Annotated in this window: 24 protein-coding genes; 23 read left to right on the plus strand and 1 reads right to left on the minus strand. The window is 40.5% G+C overall.

What is annotated here, in order from left to right; all coding sequences use genetic code 11:
* The first annotated feature begins 258 nt into the window (after positions 1-258).
* From KTO63_RS16605 to KTO63_RS16705, 21 genes are all read left to right on the plus strand, one after another.
* Positions 259-591: a helix-turn-helix domain-containing protein gene (locus tag KTO63_RS16605; RefSeq protein WP_217792510.1), complete on the plus strand. Its 333-nt coding sequence runs from the start codon at positions 259-261 to the stop codon at positions 589-591.
* 471 nt (positions 592-1,062) lie between these two features.
* Positions 1,063-1,803: an RteC domain-containing protein gene (locus tag KTO63_RS16610; RefSeq protein ID WP_217792511.1), complete on the plus strand. Its 741-nt coding sequence runs from the start codon at positions 1,063-1,065 to the stop codon at positions 1,801-1,803.
* Positions 1,804-2,023: 220 nt separating this feature from the next.
* The gene (locus KTO63_RS16615; protein WP_217792512.1) at positions 2,024-2,173 is read left to right on the plus strand and encodes a hypothetical protein; all 150 of its coding nucleotides are present in this window, start codon (positions 2,024-2,026) and stop codon (positions 2,171-2,173) included.
* A 134-nt stretch (positions 2,174-2,307) separates the two neighbouring features.
* Positions 2,308-2,637: a DUF4134 domain-containing protein gene (locus KTO63_RS16620; RefSeq protein WP_449580024.1), complete on the plus strand. Its 330-nt coding sequence runs from the start codon at positions 2,308-2,310 to the stop codon at positions 2,635-2,637.
* Between the two features lie 10 nt (positions 2,638-2,647).
* On the plus strand, positions 2,648-2,965 hold the full coding sequence (locus KTO63_RS16625) for a DUF4133 domain-containing protein (protein ID WP_217792513.1): 318 nt from the start codon (positions 2,648-2,650) through the stop codon (positions 2,963-2,965).
* Between the two features lie 4 nt (positions 2,966-2,969).
* Positions 2,970-5,435: a TraG family conjugative transposon ATPase gene (locus tag KTO63_RS16630; protein WP_217792514.1), complete on the plus strand. Its 2,466-nt coding sequence runs from the start codon at positions 2,970-2,972 to the stop codon at positions 5,433-5,435.
* Between the two features lie 19 nt (positions 5,436-5,454).
* On the plus strand, positions 5,455-5,835 hold the full coding sequence (locus tag KTO63_RS16635) for a hypothetical protein (protein WP_217792515.1): 381 nt from the start codon (positions 5,455-5,457) through the stop codon (positions 5,833-5,835).
* A gap of 15 nt (positions 5,836-5,850) precedes the next feature.
* On the plus strand, positions 5,851-6,522 hold the full coding sequence (locus KTO63_RS16640; RefSeq protein WP_217792516.1) for a conjugal transfer protein TraI: 672 nt from the start codon (positions 5,851-5,853) through the stop codon (positions 6,520-6,522).
* Positions 6,523-6,544: 22 nt separating this feature from the next.
* On the plus strand, positions 6,545-7,186 hold the full coding sequence (locus KTO63_RS16645; RefSeq protein WP_217792517.1) for a hypothetical protein: 642 nt from the start codon (positions 6,545-6,547) through the stop codon (positions 7,184-7,186).
* 20 nt (positions 7,187-7,206) lie between these two features.
* Positions 7,207-7,845 (plus strand): TerB family tellurite resistance protein, encoded by a 639-nt coding sequence (locus KTO63_RS16650; RefSeq protein WP_217792518.1) that lies wholly within the window; start codon positions 7,207-7,209, stop codon positions 7,843-7,845.
* A gap of 11 nt (positions 7,846-7,856) precedes the next feature.
* Positions 7,857-8,966 carry a conjugative transposon protein TraJ gene (gene traJ / locus KTO63_RS16655; protein WP_217792519.1) on the plus strand — a complete coding sequence of 370 codons (1,110 nt, stop codon included), beginning with the start codon at positions 7,857-7,859 and terminating at the stop codon, positions 8,964-8,966.
* A gap of 11 nt (positions 8,967-8,977) precedes the next feature.
* Positions 8,978-9,595: a conjugative transposon protein TraK gene (gene traK / locus KTO63_RS16660; RefSeq protein WP_217792520.1), complete on the plus strand. Its 618-nt coding sequence runs from the start codon at positions 8,978-8,980 to the stop codon at positions 9,593-9,595.
* Positions 9,596-9,597: 2 nt separating this feature from the next.
* Positions 9,598-9,987 (plus strand): hypothetical protein, encoded by a 390-nt coding sequence (locus KTO63_RS16665; RefSeq protein WP_217792521.1) that lies wholly within the window; start codon positions 9,598-9,600, stop codon positions 9,985-9,987.
* Between the two features lie 40 nt (positions 9,988-10,027).
* Entirely contained in the window at positions 10,028-11,350 is a 1,323-nt protein-coding gene (traM, locus tag KTO63_RS16670) for a conjugative transposon protein TraM (RefSeq protein ID WP_217792522.1), read from the plus strand.
* 33 nt (positions 11,351-11,383) lie between these two features.
* A complete protein-coding gene (gene traN, locus KTO63_RS16675) occupies positions 11,384-12,226 on the plus strand; it encodes a conjugative transposon protein TraN (protein ID WP_217792523.1) in 843 nt (280 codons plus the stop codon).
* A 21-nt stretch (positions 12,227-12,247) separates the two neighbouring features.
* On the plus strand, positions 12,248-13,381 hold the full coding sequence (locus tag KTO63_RS16680) for a hypothetical protein (protein WP_217792524.1): 1,134 nt from the start codon (positions 12,248-12,250) through the stop codon (positions 13,379-13,381).
* Positions 13,382-13,384: 3 nt separating this feature from the next.
* The gene (locus KTO63_RS16685; protein ID WP_217792525.1) at positions 13,385-13,672 is read left to right on the plus strand and encodes a hypothetical protein; all 288 of its coding nucleotides are present in this window, start codon (positions 13,385-13,387) and stop codon (positions 13,670-13,672) included.
* Positions 13,673-13,685: 13 nt separating this feature from the next.
* Entirely contained in the window at positions 13,686-14,462 is a 777-nt protein-coding gene (locus KTO63_RS16690) for a hypothetical protein (RefSeq protein ID WP_217792526.1), read from the plus strand.
* On the plus strand, positions 14,455-14,694 hold the full coding sequence (locus KTO63_RS16695) for a hypothetical protein (RefSeq protein ID WP_217792527.1): 240 nt from the start codon (positions 14,455-14,457) through the stop codon (positions 14,692-14,694). The genes KTO63_RS16690 and KTO63_RS16695 overlap by 8 nt, the downstream gene beginning before the upstream one ends.
* Before the next feature lie 794 nt (positions 14,695-15,488).
* Entirely contained in the window at positions 15,489-15,794 is a 306-nt protein-coding gene (locus KTO63_RS16700) for a helix-turn-helix domain-containing protein (protein ID WP_217792528.1), read from the plus strand.
* Positions 15,791-17,044, plus strand: coding sequence for a type II toxin-antitoxin system HipA family toxin (locus KTO63_RS16705; protein WP_317195779.1), 1,254 nt, complete (start codon positions 15,791-15,793; stop codon positions 17,042-17,044). The genes KTO63_RS16700 and KTO63_RS16705 overlap by 4 nt, the downstream gene beginning before the upstream one ends.
* An 823-nt stretch (positions 17,045-17,867) precedes the next feature.
* Here the strand turns inward: KTO63_RS16705 and KTO63_RS16710 are convergent.
* Positions 17,868-19,655 (minus strand): chloride channel protein, encoded by a 1,788-nt coding sequence (locus KTO63_RS16710; protein ID WP_217792529.1) that lies wholly within the window; start codon positions 19,653-19,655, stop codon positions 17,868-17,870.
* A 262-nt stretch (positions 19,656-19,917) separates the two neighbouring features.
* Here KTO63_RS16710 and KTO63_RS16715 point away from each other — a divergent pair, with 262 nt between their 5' ends.
* Both KTO63_RS16715 and KTO63_RS16720 read left to right on the plus strand, forming a co-directional pair.
* A complete protein-coding gene (locus KTO63_RS16715) occupies positions 19,918-20,643 on the plus strand; it encodes a LytR/AlgR family response regulator transcription factor (RefSeq protein WP_217792530.1) in 726 nt (241 codons plus the stop codon).
* A 66-nt stretch (positions 20,644-20,709) separates the two neighbouring features.
* A complete protein-coding gene (locus tag KTO63_RS16720) occupies positions 20,710-21,588 on the plus strand; it encodes a chitinase (RefSeq protein WP_217792531.1) in 879 nt (292 codons plus the stop codon).
* Positions 21,589-21,660 lie beyond the last annotated feature (72 nt).

The raw sequence follows: 21,660 nt of genomic DNA on the forward strand, positions 1-21,660 counted from the left end.
GGGAATAAAAAATGGCGCGGAACTCACCTTACTGTTCTGAGGCCGTCGGAGGCCTTGCCACGAATAAGGGAGCCCACGCCAAAACGTGAGCCCTTGCTTATCATCTTGTGGCATTGAAATTTCCGACGTTTCAGAACAAGACTCAAAGCGAAAGCTTCAAATTATTTATGAAGAATCGCAAAGTAAATATATGACAATTTTCCAATTGATATCCGTACGAACGTCAATTTGAAATTTTAATCCACGGACTTTAACTCCATGGATAACAAAGAAAAAAACGTTGCAAAATATAAGCTAGGTCTATGCCTTTCTAACATTATCGAAGAAAATAAAAAGAGTGGAAAGGTTGATTCAATAAATAGTTTAAGAAAATTAGCGGCATCTTCCGGGCTGGAATATGCAATAGTACAACTAATTTCATCTGGTAAAAAAGACCCACAATACACAACGCTTTTAGCATTATCGGAAGGATTAGGAATACCTCTTCATAAATTTCTCCAAGGCGTCGATAAGATTTCTGATGAAACTGTGATTACTCATATTGATAAGATTGAAAAAGCAAAAAAACAACTAAACGCTAGAAGGAAATAACATTTTCATAGGCGCTTATAGCAGCTTCAATATTGTTAGTAAGATTACAAACATTATCTCGGGATTAATTTACTGTTGTTGTCTTCAAAAGTATAAGCAGGAATAAAAGAAGAAGACTGGTACAAACAATGACCCTTTTCTCTTTATTCTTTTTCATTCTTACGGTTTAATTACTAAATTTAAGAATGCTACACCTTTAGTAACCGACAATTACACAAAGAGTAAATTCATTTCTCAAAGCATTTCTTCCCGATTGCAAATATCTTTCTCCCGCGTTTCTTCCTTCTTTTCCCCTTTCTTTCAGACCTTCACCCAAACTTTACCTATGCCGCTGCCCAACAAAAAAATTGATATGCCCCCTTTTGTAAAAAGCTCTATGATGATCTGAAGGCAAGCCTGGATAAAATTGAATCAGAAGAAGAAAATATTATCCCATTAGCTGAGCGTTCCATTCGTGTTGTAAAAGGCATCATGGAGCAGTTAAGACTGAAAATTGCTGCATACACTTTCCTTAACCAGGAAGAAGAAATCAACTTTTTCAAGGAGATTAAGCCACGCTTTTGCAGCAAGCTTATCTATTACCTAAAGGTGTATAGAATAGAAACCCGTAGACCTACGGGAAGCAATGACACGCAATTAAAATACCTCCATAAGGAACTAGGCAGGCTCACCCATTTCTTCGATAACAATCTTGATTTTTACCAATACTATCGTTCTGGTGCCACTTACCTGGATGAGAAATATTTCTTAAGAGGCAACCAGGACATCTTTCTCACACTCGACAGTTTTCATTTCGATTCCGATTTTAATTTTTCTACCAGCCATGATTTCAAGGTCGCTAAGATCCATGCGCACGAATTGCTGCGCATCTATTTAAATGCAGCTGTGGAAGACCTTGAAAGAAAAGATGAACCGCCTAAAAGCACATTCACACCCAAACAACCATTACAGTGGACAGCACCCAAAGCGGCCCTTATTGAATTGCTATATGCCCTTCAATCGGCAGGCGCTTTTAATAACGGCGCTACCGATGTTAAACAAGTGGCCTCCTACCTGGAACAGGTATTCAATATTGATCTCGGTAATTACTACAGGACGTTACAGGAATTAAGAATAAGAAAAGAAAGCCGAACGGCCTATTTGGAACTGCTCATTGAAAAACTGATCCAACGGATGGACCAATCGGATGAAAGTCCCCGGCAATTTTTATAAAAAAGTAATACCGTACTCGGTTCATAGTGTGAATGCATTTCGAAAAAGCTGGCCTGAAATTGTTTTCTCAATGAGTTATGACGTTTTCACCCTAATCTGTCACCTAAAAAAACTAAAAATATTTTGTACCGTACTCGGTCCGTGGTGTGAAAGACAGCCATTTTTTGATAGCAATTTTGTCTAAGAAAATCAAGCGACATTATTCATCAAAACATCAACCATGTATCATCTTATTTCCTGGACGACTTACATAAAAGCAACTGCGATCTGGATGACCCTATGCTATTTGATTATTGGAGCAAAGTTCTTCAAATATGAAATACTCAGGCTTTTTGGCATACGCAAAATATCAAAGGACACAAATAACTAGATCGTTGTTCTTCATAGGTTAGGTATAGGTTGTAGGGTTGCAAACACTTTCCGGGAGCTGCAACCAAAAAAATGCTTAGGGGGCAGGGTTGTTAGCGAACGGAAAGTTTTTTTAAAAATTTTAAAAATGAAAAAATGAAAATCAAACAGGTAGTGGTAAAAGCAAAAAGAATGAGAGTTATCGCGGCAACAATGTTATTAGCGATTACTTATCAACTGGCAGTAGCGCAGGATGGGGTTGCAGGTATCCAGGAAGCGAATACAAAAGTGAGGGGATATTTTGACGTGGGGTGCAATTTGATGTATGCGGTGGGCGCCATTCTTGGCTTGATAGGTGCTGTTCGCGTCTATCAAAAATGGTCAAACGGCCACCCGGATACCGGCTCGACCGCAGCTGCATGGTTTGGCAGTTGTGTTTTCCTGGTAGTCGTGGCGACTGTTCTTAAATCATTCTTCGGCATCTAAAAAAAATAACATGGCCACCAACAGTGTCTACACCATCAATAAGGGAATCAACAAAAGTATTGAGTTCAAAGGATTGAAAGCACAATATATCTGGTATTTGGGTGGGGGCCTGCTCTGCCTACTGGTTGGATTCGCCATCATGTATGTACTGAAGGTGAACACCTACCTAAGCCTGGCAATCATAACTGTTATGGGTGTTATATTATTCTCGCAGGTATATAAGCTGAACAACCAATTTGGTGAACATGGCATGATGAAACATTCGGCGAAAAGAATGTTGCCAACCGTTTTGAAAAGTAACAGCAGAAAATGCTTTCAAAAAAAATAAGTGTATGGAAAAAATATTGCAGGACATATTACCGATTATGGACGTGGAGAACGATTGTATCCTTTCAAAACAAGGAGACATATGTATCACCTTTAAACTACTGCTTCCTGAAATATTTACCCTATCTGGTGAAAATTATGAAGCCCTGCACCAGGCTTTTATCAAAGCCATAAAAGTGCTACCTGCCGGATCTGTCCTACACAAACAAGACTGGTTCATAGAGGCCAACTACCAACCAACTGCCAATGATGTTGAGGAAAACGAAAGTTTCTTACACAAAGCAAGCGATCGGTTCTTCACCGAACGACCTTATCTCGATCACCATTGTTATGCGATGCTGATCAAGAAAGCTTCCACAAAATCGACCACCACCCTTTTGTCATCCCTCACCAGACCCAAACTCGTGCCTGAACAAACCATCCATCCAATAGCCCTGCAATCCTTTGAAGCCGTTGCCAGCCAGTTTGCGTCCATACTTTCAGAAGCAGGTATCAAATGCCAGCGATTAACCGAAAACGACCTGTTAAGCTCATCCACTCATTGCGGTTTGATCGAACAATATTGCAGCCTGCATGAATTTTCCGGGAATCCGGCATTAAAAGATATCCAGCTAAAACCTTTATTTACAATCGGTAGCAATACCTGTCAATTGTTCACACTGGCAGACCAGCAGGACTTGCCTACCTATTGCAGTTCAAAAAATAAATATGACAAATACAGTTCCGACAAAACAAAATTTGCCATTGGCTTTGCTGCCCCTCTTGGACTGTTGTTGCCTTGCAATCATGTTTTCAATCAATATATTTTCATTGAAGATGCACAAGCGACGATAAAGAAAATGGAAAGCAAGCGACTAAGGCTACAATCGCTTTCTGCTTATAGCAGGGAAAATGCCATTTCCAAAGAAGCGGTCAATGAATTCCTCAATGAATGTATCAGGGAACAACGTTCACCAGTAAAGGCCCATTTTAATGTTATGCTTTGGGCGGAGGACAAGGAGCGATTAAAGGACATGCGCAATATGGCGACCACGGCGTTCGCACAACTAGACGCTATTGCAAAAGAAGAAACGGTGGGCATGCCGCAAATCTATTGGGCAGGCATCCCTGGAAACGCCGGTGATTTTCCTATGAACGATACCTTCGACACGTTTGCTGAACAAGCCTGTTGTTTTCTAAACGTGGAAACAAATTATCAAAACTCCATCAGCCCGGTTGGCATCCGGTTTGGGGACAGGCTTAGTGGCAAACCGGTACACGTTGATATTTCGGATGAACCCATTAGAAAAGGTATTTGCACCAATCGCAATAAATTCATTCTGGGTCCCAGTGGCAGTGGCAAAAGCTTTTTGACCAATCATTTGATGCGCACGTACTATGAACAGGGCTCGCACATCGTCATTGTAGATGTCGGCCACAGTTACAAGGGCCTTTGCGATATGGTCAGTGGATATTATTTCACTTACGATGAAAAAAAGCCAATTTGTTTTAACCCTTTTTACATTGCCGATGGAGATACCCTCGATACCGAAAAGAAAGAAAGCATTAAGACATTACTGCTGGCACTCTGGAAAAAAGACAATGAAAGTTTTAACCGTTCGGAATATGTCGCTTTATCCAATGCGTTGCAAGGCTATTATGACAAGCTGGAAAAACAGCCTGGCATCTTCGCCTGTTTCAATTCATTCTACGAGTATGTCAGCAATGAGTTTGTTCAAGTATTGACCAATGACAAGGTAAAGGAAAAAGATTTCGACGTCACCAATTTCCTCTATGTCCTACGGCCATACTACGCGGGTGGTGAATTCGATTATTTGTTAAATGCTACCGAAAACCTGGACCTACTCACAGAACACTTCATCGTATTTGAGCTGGACAACATCAAAGATCACCCTATCCTATTCCCGGTCGTCACGATCATTATCATGGAAGTGTTTATCAGTAAAATGCGCAAGCTGAAAGGCATTCGAAAAATCATCCTGATCGAAGAGGCATGGAAAGCCATTGCCAAAGAGGGCATGGCAGAGTACATCAAATATCTTTTTAAAACCGTTAGAAAGTTTTTCGGGGAAGCCATTGTTGTTACGCAGGAAGTAGAGGACATTATCTCTTCTCCTATCGTTAAGCAAGCCATCATTAACAACAGTGATTGTAAAATACTCCTGGATCAATCCAAGTACCAAAACAAGTTTGACCAGATACAGGAGCTTTTGGGACTTACGCAAAAAGAAAAAGCCCTGGTACTTTCAGTGAACAAGGCCAACGACCCGGATAAAAAATACAAAGAAGTATTCATATCGCTTGGAGGCGTTTTGTCAAAGGTCTATCGAACGGAAGTATCACCTGAAGAATATTTCGCTTATACCACAGAAGAAACGGAGAAAGTAAAAGTGCAGCAATATGCAAAGCAATACGGCAGCCTGGAAAAAGGCATTGCTGCCCTCGCCTCAGAATCAAGCAAACCATTCTAATCACTATAAATACTTTACTATGAAAAGATCCATTTTGAATTGTATGCTCGTTTTATTTCTGACAGGTTGTGCATCGATCACCGGCCACGATGAGATCCACGATTTTATTCCCGGCACCTATGTACGCATCCTGCATGATGAGTTCACCGGAGGAGTTGACTCACTGATCATTCAACCTATTAACAATGGAACCGAAACCTACTCCATAAGCAGGCGTACATCTTACCAGCAAACGTTTGAAGGGAAAAAATTACGTCCTGTTTACGAAAAAGTCGAATGGGTAGTTACCTATCAGCCAGCAACCAAACAATTGATGGATGCGATGCATGAAAGGGTTTTCACTTTTATTCCAAAAGAAAATAAACTGCTAATGGGAAGTGCTGCTTACATAAAAAAATAAAAGACGCAGATAATTATGAAAAAGATAGCGATCCTGTGCATACTATGCACAGCACTCACCATTGTGCCCACACAAAAAACCCATGCTTTTTATTGGGTCATCGTAAAAGCTGTGCTGAAAAAAGTGATCAAGGCGATTGACCTGCAGGTGCAGCGACTGCAAAACAAAACCATCTGGTTACAAAATGCGCAAAAAACATTGGAGAACACCATGAGCAAATTACAGTTAGATGAAATTAGCGATTGGGTGAGTAAACACAAGGAGCAATATGTACAATACTTTGATGAACTGCATAAGGTTAAGGAAGCAATAAGCGCTTATCAACAAGTACGAAGTATCATGGATAAGCAGTTGCAAATTGTCAATGAATACAAGCATGCCCTAAACTTATTCAAGCAGGATACCCATTTTACCAGTTCCGAAGTCGAATATATGTTGCAGGTGTATGAAGGTATCATCAATGAAAGCCTGAAAAACATGGACCAACTGTTCCTGGTCATCAATTCGCTTACTACAGAAATGACTGACGGGAAAAGACTCGCCATCATTCAACATGTTGCTCATTCAATTGATGACAACCTCAATGACTTAAGATTATTCAACCAACAAAACATTCGGTTAAGCTTGCAGCGATCCAAAGATGCCGATGAGGTAAAACAAGTGCGAGCTATGTACGGATTACAATAACCACCTTATAAAACTGCCGGTCATGAAAACCATCCTCTGTTTTGTTTTAGCAATAATAATTTCCACCACTACTCAAGCGCAATTTTTACAAAACGTGTTTGCGCAAAAGGCAATGGAAAAGAAAAACCAACTCCAACAAATTGCCGCTTTAAACATTTACATGGGCTATTTGGAAAAAGGATATGCCATCGCAAAAAAAGGCCTGACAACGATTGGAGATATAAAGAATAAGCACTTCACCCTGGACAAGGATTTCTTTGCTTCCCTGGCTTCGATCAACCCGAAAGTTAAAAACTATGCCCGGGTAGCAGATATCATTTCGATGAACATTCTTATCGTCAATAATAGTACCCGTTTGTTTAAGGGTCTTGAAGCAAGCCCCCTTTTTTCCAGCGAAGAAAAAAATTACGTCAAGGCTGTTTGTGCTGCACTCGAAAACGGAAGTCGCGCCATCACCGAAGAATTGATCCAATTCTTGTCCGCCAATGTTTTCACCATGACAGACGATGAGCGCATACATTGTATTGACCGACTATACCGTGAAATGGCGGAGCGTGTTACATTTCTCCAACATTTCGCTAACGATACAAAAATCCTGGCGCTTGCAAAACAACGCGACTCGCAAGATGCCCAGGAGATCCGTACCCTATTTGAACTTCAATAAGTCATTAAATTATTCAGTGTATGAAAAAGTGTGTAATTATTCTTTTATTGACTACCCTATTCTTAGCGCCTACCAGAAAAGTGAACGCCCAGGCCGATGAACTGGCGCAACTCGCTTTAGACATTGAAAAGCTGGCACAATTCAAGCAAATCCTAACCGACCTAAAAAAGGGTTACGAAATATTATTTGGCGGGTACAATGCCATCCGTACTATTTCAAAAGGCAATTTTGAACTGCACAAATTATTTCTCGATGGATTATTAGCGGTTAACCCCGCCATCAAAAATTACAAACGGGTAACAGATATTATCGACTACCAGGTGTCGCTGGTCAAAGAATACAAAACAGCTAGTAGCAAGTTCAAAAAAGAAGGATGGTTTAACGCGGATGAACTCAATTATATTTCGAGTGTGTACGACCAGCTATTCACTGAATCCCTTAAAAATTTAGATGACCTCGCCACTATCCTAACCGCCAGCAAGCTACGAATGAACGATGCCGAAAGAATAATTGCTATTGACCATCTTCACGATGACATGGAAGACAAACTGGCATTCCTTCGGAGTTTTAATAACAGTACTAGTTTACTGGCCACACATAGGGCCAAAGAACAAAAAGAAACGCAAAGCACCAGGCAGCTCCTGATCACGAATCCATAAAATAAATATCGATGAACCGATTATTAAAAATTGCTGTGTCAGCAATAACAGGCATGTTATGTCCCATGCTGGATCATGCACAAAACGGAAATTTTTCGGATGACCTGAACGGCATGCAGGGCGTTTTGGATAATTTATACCAGGAATTGCTACCACTCTGTAGCCAGCTCATTACCGTAGGAAGAAGCATTGCGGGTTTTGCAGCCTTGTGGTATATCGCTGCCAGGGTATGGCGACACTTATCCCATGCGGAACCTATCGACTTTTACCCACTATTACGTCCCTTTGTCATTGGCTTTGCTATCCTAATCTTTCCTTCAGTAATCGCACTGATCAATGGCGTGATGCAACCCACTGTTTCCGGAACAAAGATCATGGTTAAGCATTCAGATGCGGCTATCGCACTTCTTCTCAGGCAAAAAGAAGCTGCCATAAAAGAAAGTGATGCCTGGCAAATGTATGTGGGAGATAACGGTCTTGGAGACCGCGAAAAATGGTACAAATACACGCATCCTAAAGAAAACTCAAGTGAAAATATCATTGAAAGCATCGGCAACGATATGAAATTCGCGATGGCGAAAGCCTCTTACAATTTTCGAAACTCCATCAAAGAATGGATGAGCGAGGTGTTACAATTGTTGTTTGCTGCCGCTGCGTTGTGCATCAATACCATCAGGACATTTAATCTTTTAATACTCGCTATACTTGGACCATTAGCGTTTGGTATCGGCGTCTTTGATGGTTTCCATCATACCATCCGACATTGGCTGGCGAGATATCTTAATGTATTCCTATGGCTGCCGGTTGCTAACATTTTCGGAGCGGTGATTGGCAAGATCCAGGAGAAGATGATCGCTCTTGATATTGCACAGATCCATGTGAACGGAGACACTTTTTTTAGCAAGACGGATATGGGTTACTTGATTTTTCTATTGATAGGGATCATTGGCTACTTCACTGTTCCTAATGTTGCAGGTCACATTATCTGGGTAAGCGGTGGGGATGCATTGACTGCGAAAACAACGGGCGTTGCTGCGGCAACAACGAATGCGGCCATTTCTACAGTTTCCCAGGGAGCGAGCAATATTGCTAACACCGGCACAGCAATGATGGGCCTTTAAAACTTCCTACCATGTTTACAAAAATGAAAAATATTGACACCGCGTTCAAGTATATCAGATTGTTTACACTGCTTATCATCCTGGGTTGTTTGGGTCTTTGCGTGTTTGTTTTTTATAAGAGTTACGCCTTGGCCGCGTCCACGCAAAATAAGATTTATGTACTCGCCAATGAGAAAGCATTGGAAGCCATTTCTACTGATCGCAAAACGAATATCAGTGTAGAAGCCAAGGATCATGTAAAAATGTTCCACCTGTATTTTTTCACGCTTGATCCCGACGACAAAGTCATTCATTCTAATATCACCAAAGCCTTATACCTCGCCGACGCATCAGCCAAAAGGCAATATGACAACCTGAAAGAAAATGGGTTTTATTCGAACATCATCGCAGGCAATATCAGCCAGCAACTCTTAATAGATTCTGTCACCGTCAATACCAATGACTACCCTTATTTCTTCGAGTGCTATGCACAGCAAAAGATCATTCGAACGACCAGTATTGTATACCGCAGCCTGATCACTTCAGGGTATTTACGCAATGTTTCCAGAAGTGAAAACAATTCACATGGCTTCCTCATCGAAAGATGGACAACTCTTGAAAACAAAGACATTAAAACCCAACCACGGTGATTATGAAATTATTTAGGAAAAAAAACGAAAAGGCTACCATGGAATCTGTTTGGGAAAATGCAGCAAGGAAGCTAGACATCCTACTAAAGCGGATAGCCGCATATTTAAACAGCCAGGTAAATACCTGGAGCAATTTTTTGAAATGGTCTGCCTTGGTGTTGTTCGTGGTGCAATGGTTGGCCATTATTGCCCTAATCATTTATACCGGTAACGATAAAACATCCACCAAGGAACTACAAGACACCAGCATCCGTTTTAATTCTCCTGCGAAATATGATTCTATTGACCGGCTATTGAGGAACGGCCAGTTGAATAATACCGAAGAACAGCTTGAACGTTATATCGACAGTTTAAACCTTCTATACGACAGCTTACAAAGAACAACCCAATAAAAAAAACGATTTCCAATATACAATAACATAAATAACTTATATGCTCAATAAACTACAGCACCTTTCATTATATAATCGCAAGCGGCTATTCTTTTCCGTCCTGCCGATACTTGTCTGCATCACTGTTACGATCATTGGCAGTGTCTTTGGAATCATTGGCGGCGGCTCGGCCGATTCAACCACCAAAACGCAAGGACTAAATACCACGCTGCCGGGCGCGACTCAGTTTAAAGACAGTAGCTGGAACAAATTGCAGTTCTATGAAAAAATGGACAAAGATTCCGCGGCCTATTATTCTGAACAGAAGAGTGATCCCTATTTGAATCTTGCGCATCTGAAAAATGAGCATGACACATCCAATCATGATGCCAGCCTCTTGATGAGTGATCTTGGAAAAAAAACATCCAATATTCCAAATAATGACCAGGATCCAAATGAAGCGAGGGTGTATGAAAAATTACAAGCCCTGCAAAAGGTAATGGACCAATCGAAAACATCGGCAAAAGTGCAGGAGGATCAGTTGCAAGACAACGACGACTTGCATAGTGCCACACCAAAAGAAGCCATTGAGCAACTACAAAATGAAATGATGAGTTTACAAGGCTCGCCGGCCAATTCCGACGACCCTGAATTACACCAGCTCAACGGCATGCTGGAAAAAATACTCGATATCCAACATCCTGAAAGAGTCAACGAGAAACTGCAACAACAATCGGCGCAACATCAACAGGAAGTATTTGCGGTTACCCTACAACCAAATGAATTGCCCATCACAACTTTAGCGCACGACAAATTGCATCTGCCGGTGAGTGATACCATCCCACTTAGACAAATCACCACGAAAAGAAACCGATTTTATTCCTTAGAAGAGGAACAACTCACATCTGAACCGGAACAAAATGCTATCCAGGCAACTGTCGATGAAACCCAGACCGTAATGAGCGGAAGCACCATTAAGCTTCATATTGACAATGATATTTTTATAAAGGGCATACTTATTCCCAAGGGGCAACTCATCTATGGCATTGCTTCATTGGAGGGCGAACGACTTCAAATAGCCATCACGAGTGTTCATTATCAAAATAACATTTTGCCGGTGTCGCTTACCGTGTATGACCTGGATGGGATCAAAGGTATCTATACGCCCGGTGCTTTAACCAGGGATGTGGCAAAGCAATCCTCGGACCAGGCCGTTCAAAGCTTAAGCCTTGCAACCATGGATCCTTCCATTGGAGCGCAGGCAGCCAGCGCCGGCATCCAGGCAGCTAAATCGCTGATCGGCAAAAAAACAAAACTTATAAAAGTTACTCTTACGTCCGGTTACCACGTATTGCTAAAAGACAATAACCAAAAAAATAATTGAACACCTCTCTAGTCATCTAAAAATAATCGACATATGAAGCCCATTCGTCAAATATTTACAAAGGGATTTCTTTCAACATTACTATTAATTGTGGGCATCCTTTGCTATGCGCAGCAAAAAGTAATTGCCATTCCTTCCGCGAGAATTTCGGTTTGTGTCAACAAAACAACGAATCTCATTTTCCCTTACAAAATCATAAGTGTTGACAGGGGCAATAACGACCTACTTATTCAAAAAGCAAAAGGCGTTGACAACATATTACAGTTAAAGGCTGCTCAAACAGGTTTTGAACAAACCAATTTAACCGTCATCACTAGTGATGGCAGATTGTATTCACTCATGGTGGATTATGCAGACGAACCCGAAGCCATCAATATCAAATTCAGTAACGATACCAGTGCCATTGAACAAAAAACGGCCATAACGTCGCTTTATAACGAAGATGATTTGCAAACATCATCCAATACAATCATTCATCAGAAACGATTCCTACGTGTTCATACAAGAAATCAAAAAATACGATTGAATCTAGGAAGTATTTATCTATTGGATAGCCTGATGTGGTTTACATTTTCCATTACAAACAACAGTCAAATTGCTTATACGCCAAAAACACTTCGCTTACTAGTTAAAGATAAACACCAGGCCAAACGAACAGCTTCGCAGGAAACGAACATAACTCCCATTTTTAAGTTGATCCCCACAACCGTTCCCGGTTATGGTTCAGAAAAAATAATTATTACCTGCGAGCCATTTACCCTTTCAAATAAACAACGATTGGTCATTCAACTAACAGAACAAAATGGAGGCAGGAATATGACCTTATTTATTAAGCCGCACATACTACTCAACGCTCATTTACTAAAGATTAACTAACCAAGACATTATACTGAATTTATGGAACCAGAACATATTATAACAGATGACGGGGTAAAACAAATTGAGCTTGGTCTAAAGAAGCATGAACACTGGTTGGCGTATAACTCCGTAAACTATTACATTTCTAAAGAAGATGTCTACACTTTTAAAACAAAAGATGAAGCAGATGAATTTGCACTCAATAACGTAAGCGAATTCGACTGTTACAATATCACTCATGCATTGACTTTAAAAGAGGCTGTTCAACAGTTAAAAGCCGATGAAAATATTGACATCACATTTCATTCAACAATAAAACAACATGTTATGGACGAAAAAACAATGACCTTCAACCAGGCCCAGCTTAATAAGGCCGGTTTCCAGGAAGCGTTTACTCAAGACCTCGTTGCGAAGATGAACCAGGGTCAAGCGCTCATCCAACACAAATTTGAAAAGAGCTACGACGAGGACAAAGTAACGGCGATATTGCACTTAAAAAAGTCTTCCAACTCTGACAATTATTTTTTAAACAAGTTCGACGTTTCGCTACAAAAACAAGGACAAGCCGATTCAATCCAACAAACATTTTACATTAATAGAAAACCGGATGCAGAAAACAACCAGGCTATCCTGGAAAACAAGTACACGCTAAAAGAAGCGTACAATTTACTTTCCGGTCGAGCTGTACACAAAAATCTCATCAACAATGAAGGCCAGGGCTACGAAGCATGGGTGAAACTCAACTTAAAAAACAAGTTGGAGAACGGCAATTTTGAGATGAAGCAATACACCAAAAACTATGGTTTCGAATTGGAAAATGTTTTATCCAAATACCCGATCAAAGAACTGACGAACGAGACCTATAAAAATTCGCTAATGGATTCTCTGCAGCGGGGGAATTTACAGAAGGCGACGTTCGTGGACAAAGACGGCAAAGAAGAAAAGTTGTTTATCTCGCCCAATATCACGTTGAACGCACTTAATGTTTATGACCTGGAAAAGCAACGAATTCCCACAGAAAATCTGGTCGAGAAAAATTATATCGGAAAAGAAATGGGTGAAAAAATTTCGGCGCTCATCAATAAAACAAAGGAGGCCAATACACCGGCGACATCTCAAAAAGAAGTAAAAAAGAATACACCTGTAAAAGCAAGTAGACCAAAAGTCAAATAGTCAATGTACGCAGATGAGATATTATATGCATTTATGGAAAAGGCCAAAGACGACCCGTTCATTGGCCCGATCCATATTAGCTTATATGTTTCCCTGCTCACATTTTACAAGAGGGAAAATGTTAAAGCTCCTATTTCGGTTTTTAGAAGGGATGTAATGAAGCAATCCAAAATCGGCAGCAGGGATACGTACTACAAATGTCTCAACGATCTAAAGATGTGTGGATATATCCAATACATCCCTTCTTTTAATCCTTTATTGGGGAGTTTAGTTTATTTCCTGATAAAGTAAAAGGCATTCGTTTATGAATTGGAAAGATTTTACGATACGGGCTTGGAGAGCAGGATTTAGATGGGTTGCTTTTAATGTGCATCATATCTGCACCCGGGAAGCAAAATGTTTCAAATCTGCTATTGATGCTGACCAATACTGCATGACTAAAAACCACTATTCAACTGACTGGCAATTCGATCACCTCGGCAATATAAAATCCTACGTTTCTGATTTCCATAAAAATCAGATTGATTGGAATAACCTTTGTAGTAAATTAAGTCAGTTCAATATTAGAGCAATCACAAAAGAGCAACCACTTCTTTCGCAACTTGCGAGTGGTTTATACTGCGCGGCGGCTGTACGCAAACCTTATGTGCCTTTGTCAGCTTTCAAAAAATTCAAGCTCGTAACCATTCATGGCAGTAATTCCCATGAAAAAATATACGATGGTTATTTGGAAGCATTGAGGCATTTAAACAATCATTCAAAAGTAAATGCTGGTAGGGTTGCCAAATTTTATGGTATAAGAGAAAATGCCTCTAAGGAATTTACGGAATTATTATTTTCAATTACAAACGTCCAAAGCTCAGCCTCTACCACGTCTGCATTTAATTCTTTTTGTGATCCCACTATGGTGACATTCTTAGAATCAGCCGTATTCATACGTTTTAAACAAGAACAAAACCAATTACTATTCTACGATGAATTTTCGAGCTGTTGTTCCTGGCACAAGCTTCCATTGCACTTCAATCTTGAAAATTTCTATGCTCTTAAAAAAAACATTTCAAAATTCAGCTCTTATGAATAAGCATGAAGAAATAGCCATTATTAAAGGGATATCTATTTGTTACAAACCTTACCTAAAACCGGAGGAAGCAAAATTGTATTGCAATCTTGAGTATACACAGTTAAATAAAAAGCTGAAGGAATTTGGGATATTTAAAACGTCTTCGGGGTATTATAAGAGAGAGGATTTGGAATTGATGATGAGTGGAGAAAGTGTAAAAGTGCCTCCACTGAAAAGTAAGTTAAAAGTCTAGCACCAAGAAAAAAAGCAGTCATCTTTGCAAACAGTGCGATATACATTCAAGGCAATATTGGTAAAATCAAAAGCAACTATTACACATAATGGGTGGGTAGTATAAATCCCACAACACATACCTTCCGCACTGTTCATTTTTGTCTTTTCACGGTGCCCTTAGCATTTTACGTCCTAGATGATGGTCGTTGCCAAAGCTGACCGAACACCTTTTTTATTAATCGTATCAGCGACTGTTGACGGCCCTGTCTATTTTCATATATCTTATCGTTACGGAATTGTCGCATGAACGTCATTGCTTCATCGCGGTTTCTCTCGTCAGTAAGTCGCGCAAAAAGCTCTACGTTGTCGTCACTTTCGCCTACCCAGTCATCAAGTTCATCGTGTTCTCTTGTCGTTAAGGTCCTATTGATAAAACCAATGATCAGATAAGCCACTCGTCGTGATCTTTCCTCTGTTTGTGGAAATTCGTACTTCATTGACTTAAAATACTGCAGTTGATGGACATTGAAATACGTATATCTACGTCACTTGGGCCCAATCATTCAGATAAACCAAACACCTCAAACAAGCTATTTATTAAACTGAATTTTAGAGATACATTTCTTTTGGCCACAATTAGGTCCGTATCCTGTTCGCCTTGGCATGGCGTTGTTTATTTCCCACATTACTCTACTTTTTGTTGTTAATAACCAACACTTTCAAATTACCAAGTGTCTTCTGAATGTTTACCAGAATAACAAGTGTTGTTAATTTACAACATTATACCTAAATTTGTGGATAATAAACAACAATATGAGAGCGAAAAGAAAACAAACGTTGTTCCCGCGCTTTCAGAAAACGCTTGAACAAATGGGCGAAAACATCAGGTTAGCCCGATTACGTCGCAGGTTTACTACTATTCTGGTAGCAGAAAGAGCGGGTATTGATAGAAGTACACTTTATCAAATTGAAAAAGGCAGTTCCAGTGTGTCTATCGGAGCTTATTTCAATGTAATGAGAGTTCTTGGGTTACAGGATGACTTCCTGAAGCTTGCTGCGGATGACGAGCTTGGCAGGAAATTGCAGGACCTTAAACTGATAAATAAAAACAAAGAGTGAGTATTAAGAAGGATATATGGGTGTATGCACATTGGAAGGGAATGCTGGCGCCGGAATTGGTTGGCATATTGACATTGGAGCAAATTAAAACAAAAAGATCCTTCAGCTTTACTTATGAAAAGCAATGGTTGGACTCTAAAGCGCAACACCTGCTTGACCCGGATCTATCATGGGGTAGTGGACCACAGTTTCCCGGCACTAAACAGAATTTTGGTGTGTTCCTTGACTCCATGCCTGATACCTGGGGTAGAACCCTTATGAAGCGCAGAGCTGCCTTGGAGGCAAGTGAGCAGGGTAAAACTGCCCCTGCTTTACATGAACTCGACTTTTTGCTCGGCGTCCACGATCAAAGCCGCATGGGTGCACTTCGCTTTAAGACTGATCCGCACGGTGATTTCCTGGACAATAACCTAACTCATCCTACCCCTCCCTGGACAAGTATCTGCGAATTGCAGCACGGAGCGGCTGTTGTCGAATCGGCCGACGACATTGAAAAGGTTAAAAAATGGCTGACCATGCTAATGGCGCCCGGCTCCTCGCTCGGAGGAGCACGCCCAAAAGCAAATGTACTTGACGAGCATGGACAGCCATGGATCGCCAAATTCCCTTCAAAGAACGACGAAACAGACAAAGCCGCCTGGGAATACCTGGCTTATCGCCACGCGGTAAACGCAGGAATCCAAATGGCGCCTTGTAAACTGCAAAAGATTGCCGGCAAATACCATACTTTTTTTACGCAACGTTTTGACCGCGAAAAGACTGACCGCATTCACTTCGCTTCCGCAATGACGATGACCGGCAATAATGAAGAAAAATTAAAAGATAATCCGGCATCTTACCTTGATATGGCAGAAGTCATCCAATACAACGGAGCCCCCAATCATATAAAGGAAGACCTGCATCAACTATGGAGACGACTTGTTTTTAATATCCTTATTTCCAATACCGATGATCATTTGCGCAATCATGGGTTCCTATTTACAGACCAAGGATGGCGCCTCTCACCCGCTTTTGATATCAACCCTTCCATTGACAAGGCTGGGCTCGCACTCAATATTGACATGGACAGCAATGCCCTCGATCTATCACTTGCCCGCAGCGTGGGTGAATACTTTAATCTTGATGACAATGAAATGAACCAGATAATTGCCGAGGTAACTGCAAGTGTATCTAAATGGCAAATCATTGCCGCTGAGATTGGTATTCCAAGACAGGAACAATTGCTGATGGGTGCCGCATTTAAACATTGATAAAATCAAAGAGCAACTATTACGTGAATTTGTAGTATTGCATCGTACTGACAGCCTGGGGTATTAAGATCTATCCCACAATTCCATTCCTAAATATTTATCTTGGCAATGTCCTGGTAAACACAAAAAAAAGAACTTGACAAGAAAACACTTTAAGCTGACAACTTGTAAAAATGATGAGCGATATATCCCATGGACGAGGCAGGAGTTTGATGACCAACACCAACTTGTTGAATGGAGCAAATATTTGTGACATTGCGGCGCAGGGTTCCAGTTTCTCCTTTATAGGATAAGCTCCAACCTGTACCATAAAACCATTATCATTTATTGAACTTAAAGGCAGAGCTTCGTCAGCTGCAAAATTATCCAGCGTCTTTTTTGCACGTAGACAAATGTCATTTTTTGGAGCGTATTGATGATATACTCTCGTTCCATTTGTTCGAGCGATTTCCCGTTGATTCGGATATGTCCCATTAGCTTCATGCCTTCTTTTGTAGAAATTCTATACCTGTTTTTCAATTCTTCGACTATTCTCTCCCTATTTCAATGTGACTTAAGTTACAAAAGCTGCGGGCATTCTTTAAATATTAATATCAAAAAGAGCAGCATGAAATCAATTACTTATTAATACATCTTTTACCGCAAGGTTTTTTCAGTTTTTAAGGTGCGTTTAGGACCCAAAAAAAAACGCTGCCTGGAAAGACAGCGTTATAACCCCTAAACCCTTCGATTGTAGAATCGAAAAAATAACAAAAAAGCTGGCCAAAATTACTTGACTTATAATGTAACCTCAAAAAATTATTATTGACTTTCAAACAGCCTGTCAATTCTCATAAAGGTCATGCTGATCAGCAATAATTTGCCTGTATTTTTCAAAAATTTTCGATTTGGAAATAAATCCTCTGAATGTCCCTTCCTTGCTCAGTACGGGCAGATACCAGCTGTGCGTTTCATCAAACTTTTGCATCACTTTTGACATCGTTTCATCTGAATAAACAATATCAGCAGGCCTTTTTACCAGTTGCCGTACACTCATCGTGTCAAATAATTCAGGACTAAATATTTCTTTTTTTACGTCATTTAATTCAAGCACACCGATGAATTTTTCCTCTTGATCGATCACTGCGAAAATGTTTTTTTCACTTCGCTTTACCAAATCCACGACGTCGCCCAATGAGCTGTCTATGCTGATGGTTTGATAATTGCTCTTTACGATATTGTCCAACTGAATAGCAGTCAAAATGTTTTGTTCCTTTTTATGTGTAAATATCTGTCCTTCCATCGCCAGTTTCTTTGTTTCCATGGAGTATGGCTGGAAGTGCTTAACAATAAAGAAAGAAATAGAGGAAACCAGCATCAATGGAATGATCAGTTCGTAACCATTTGTTATTTCAGCAATCAGGAATATAGCCGTTAACGGGCAATACATCACGCCACTTAACACACCTGCCATCCCTACCAGGCTAAAGTTGCCTGTTGGTATGTCAAACCATTTTGTTGTGTTCAGTAATTTGGAAAAAAAATAACCTAGGTAGGCCCCTACGAAAAGAGAAGGTGCAAAATTACCGCCATTGCCTCCGCTACCAATGGTTACCCCGGCGGCAATGGGCTTAAGCAACATGACAGCACCCACAAAAATAATGATCGCCCAATCATTCCTGATCAGAGAAAACAAACCTGTATTATCACGAAGAATGCGGTTACTGCCGTTTGCCACCAGTTTTACGCTATCGTACCCCTCGCCAAAAAGAGTAGGAAACAAAATGTAAATGACCAGTAACAGCAGGCCACCTATCATTGCTTTGAAATAGATATTCAGTTTCCAATCATGAATGCGATGTTCCACTTTTTTAAAAACATGCGCATAGTATAAAGAAATGAATCCACACAAAACACCCAGCAGGATATAGAAAACAATATTGTTGTAATTGAAATTCTCTTTCAGCACAAAGTTGAAGAGCACCTCTTCTTTTAGAATAATCTTTGAACACAAGGCACCTATTACAGCTGAAATGATGAGCGGAATAAAATAACTCAACAACGTTTCACTGAGCAGCACTTCAATTGAAAAGATGACGCCCGCAATAGGAGCATTGAAAACAGCCGATATCCCGGCAGCTGCTCCGCAAGCAAGCAGCAGGGTACGTTCCTGGTAGTTGAGCCCGTGTATGCGTGCCATATTAGATCCTACAGCAGAACCCGTGGCTACAATAGGTGCCTCCAGACCAACAGAACCGCCCAGTCCCACCGTGACAGAGCTGGTTATCACATGAATGTATGTATGCTTGATAGGAATAAAGGATGACCGCCTTGCTATATTTTGCAGTACCATGGCGATGCCCTTTTCAACATGGCCGCCATAGAATTTTTGTACAATCACTACAGTGATCAATAATCCAACACCGGGGAAAACGAGGTAAGAAAATTTCGAAAATGGTATTTCGCTGACCTTCTCTTCAATAAAATGTACGCATATTTTTAGCAGTACGGCAACCAATCCGGAAAAAAGCCCAACAAGACTTGCGACAATCATTATATACTGTATCCTGTTAACTTTGTTGCGCAAATAATTAAAGGGCAAATCATACAATGCCTTCACTCTTTGTTTCATGCGCGCAAAAGTAGGAAGAAGGCCTATTAGGAGTACTACCAATGCGCGCCTCTAACCATATTCTAATCTCATTTTAACCAGTTTCTAATTTACCGGCCTGACCTTGCCCTTGAATTTATTTTGGAGGATACTGTTTATAAAAATTCAACTACGGAAGGTAGACTTTTTATCGCGGCTGTTTCATCTAAGCTTTCTGCAGCCTTTTTTCAAACAATTAGAAAAAGGGTATTACCATTAAAATGACAGTTGTCGCAATGTAACCATGATTAAATGTATTGCCATTGACAAAGATGATTATTTCCTGCACGCCATCCAGGAACTAATAAGCCATATTCCAGCGCTAAAATTAATCAGCGTATTTCGTGATCTGCAGACCGCTTCCACTAAAATCAAGGATGAAAAACTCGTACCGGACCTGGTCTTCGTTGACATGGAAACTGTTTCATTTATGGAGCACGCTCCCATGCCGGCGTTCCCATCACAAACCAGGATTATTCTTACAGGTAATTTATCCGCAACCTCCTTAACTCGTTTTGATAGTGATATTGTGGACCAGATCACCAAACCCTTCACTTTAAAAAGAACGAAAAGAGCAATAAGAAAAACGATGCTCATATTGGATCAGGAATTGAGTTATGAGCAGCCTCATTTTACGCAATTATTGACGCCGGGGAAAGAAGACTTTATTTTTCTGCAACGCGAAAACTATATTCTTACCATCTGCCTTGATGATATTTGCTTCATTGAAGGCAATGATGAATACATAACGATCCATTCAATGGTGGGCAAGATCATTGTTCCTGAAAAACTAAGCCGGGTTAGATCGTTGTTAAAGCCATACAAGTTTACGGCCATCAGCCCGACTGTGATCATTTCCGTAAAATTTCTTGAAGAAATCGACGGGAAGGTGGCGAAAATTCAAACGCATACCATCCCAATTGAACAAGAATTTGAATCAGCATTATTTTCATTTCTTCAAATAGATTAGTGATACCTGTTGCTGGCCATATTTATACCTGCTGCTCACTTATCCATCAAATAAAGACTTATATTAATGAAAAGCACTTATTTACTTTGGATGTTGGCTGGTTTAAACGTGTTCTTTTGTAGTTGCCATCATCATGCACATGGCAGTCATATAAAAAATGACACAAAAAGTAATATCGACATTCGCAAGTTCATCAGTAAGAATGCATGGGATACACTGTTTCCACACCGATATGGCTATAACAAAAATAATACTGCAAAAACCGACTTTTATTCTTTTGAGTCGTTTGCGAATGCGGCAACACATTTTCCTCAATTCCTGGCAGAAGGCGATGAAATTTCGGAAAAAAAAGAACTGGCTGCATTTCTTGCTGCCATCGCTTATGAAAGCAGCCAGGATGACAGTATCACTCAAAAAACCGATTACCTGGACTGGGGACTGGCCGTATTGGCAAGCCCTTATACGAGCAACAACGAAAACAGATACGACACAACGAACAAGGGTCTGCCGTCACCAAAGAACGCTAATTATTACGGTAGAGGCCCGATGCAATTAAGAGGATATAGCGACTATCAAAAGTTTGGTGAGATTTGGTTTGACAAGGACAGCATCCTGCTGCAAGATCCTGATCAATTGATAGCCGATCCGGAGACAGCTTTTGCATCCGCTATCTGGTGGTGGACAACACCACATGGGTCGGCGCCTTCCTGCCATGATGTGATTACAGGCAATTGGGAACCAACCATGGCAGATATCACCAAAGGAAGATTTGCCGGTTTTGGTTCCGTTGTTAATATCATATCAGGTGGCATCAAATGTGGTATGGGATATGATGATGAAACCAATGTACGGAGGTTCAAATTTTATAAGAAGTTCTGTGACTACCTGCATGTAGATACTGGCGGGGATATCAGTTGCAAGGACGCTCAACCATTTGGCTCCTAGCTTTTATCATACGCTAAAAGAAAGTAGCAAGCCCTGTTTGTATATACAAACAAGGCTGCTACGGAAAACAAA

The organism is Pinibacter aurantiacus, from assembly GCF_019130065.1.
GTDB lineage: Bacteria > Bacteroidota > Bacteroidia > Chitinophagales > Chitinophagaceae > Pinibacter > Pinibacter aurantiacus.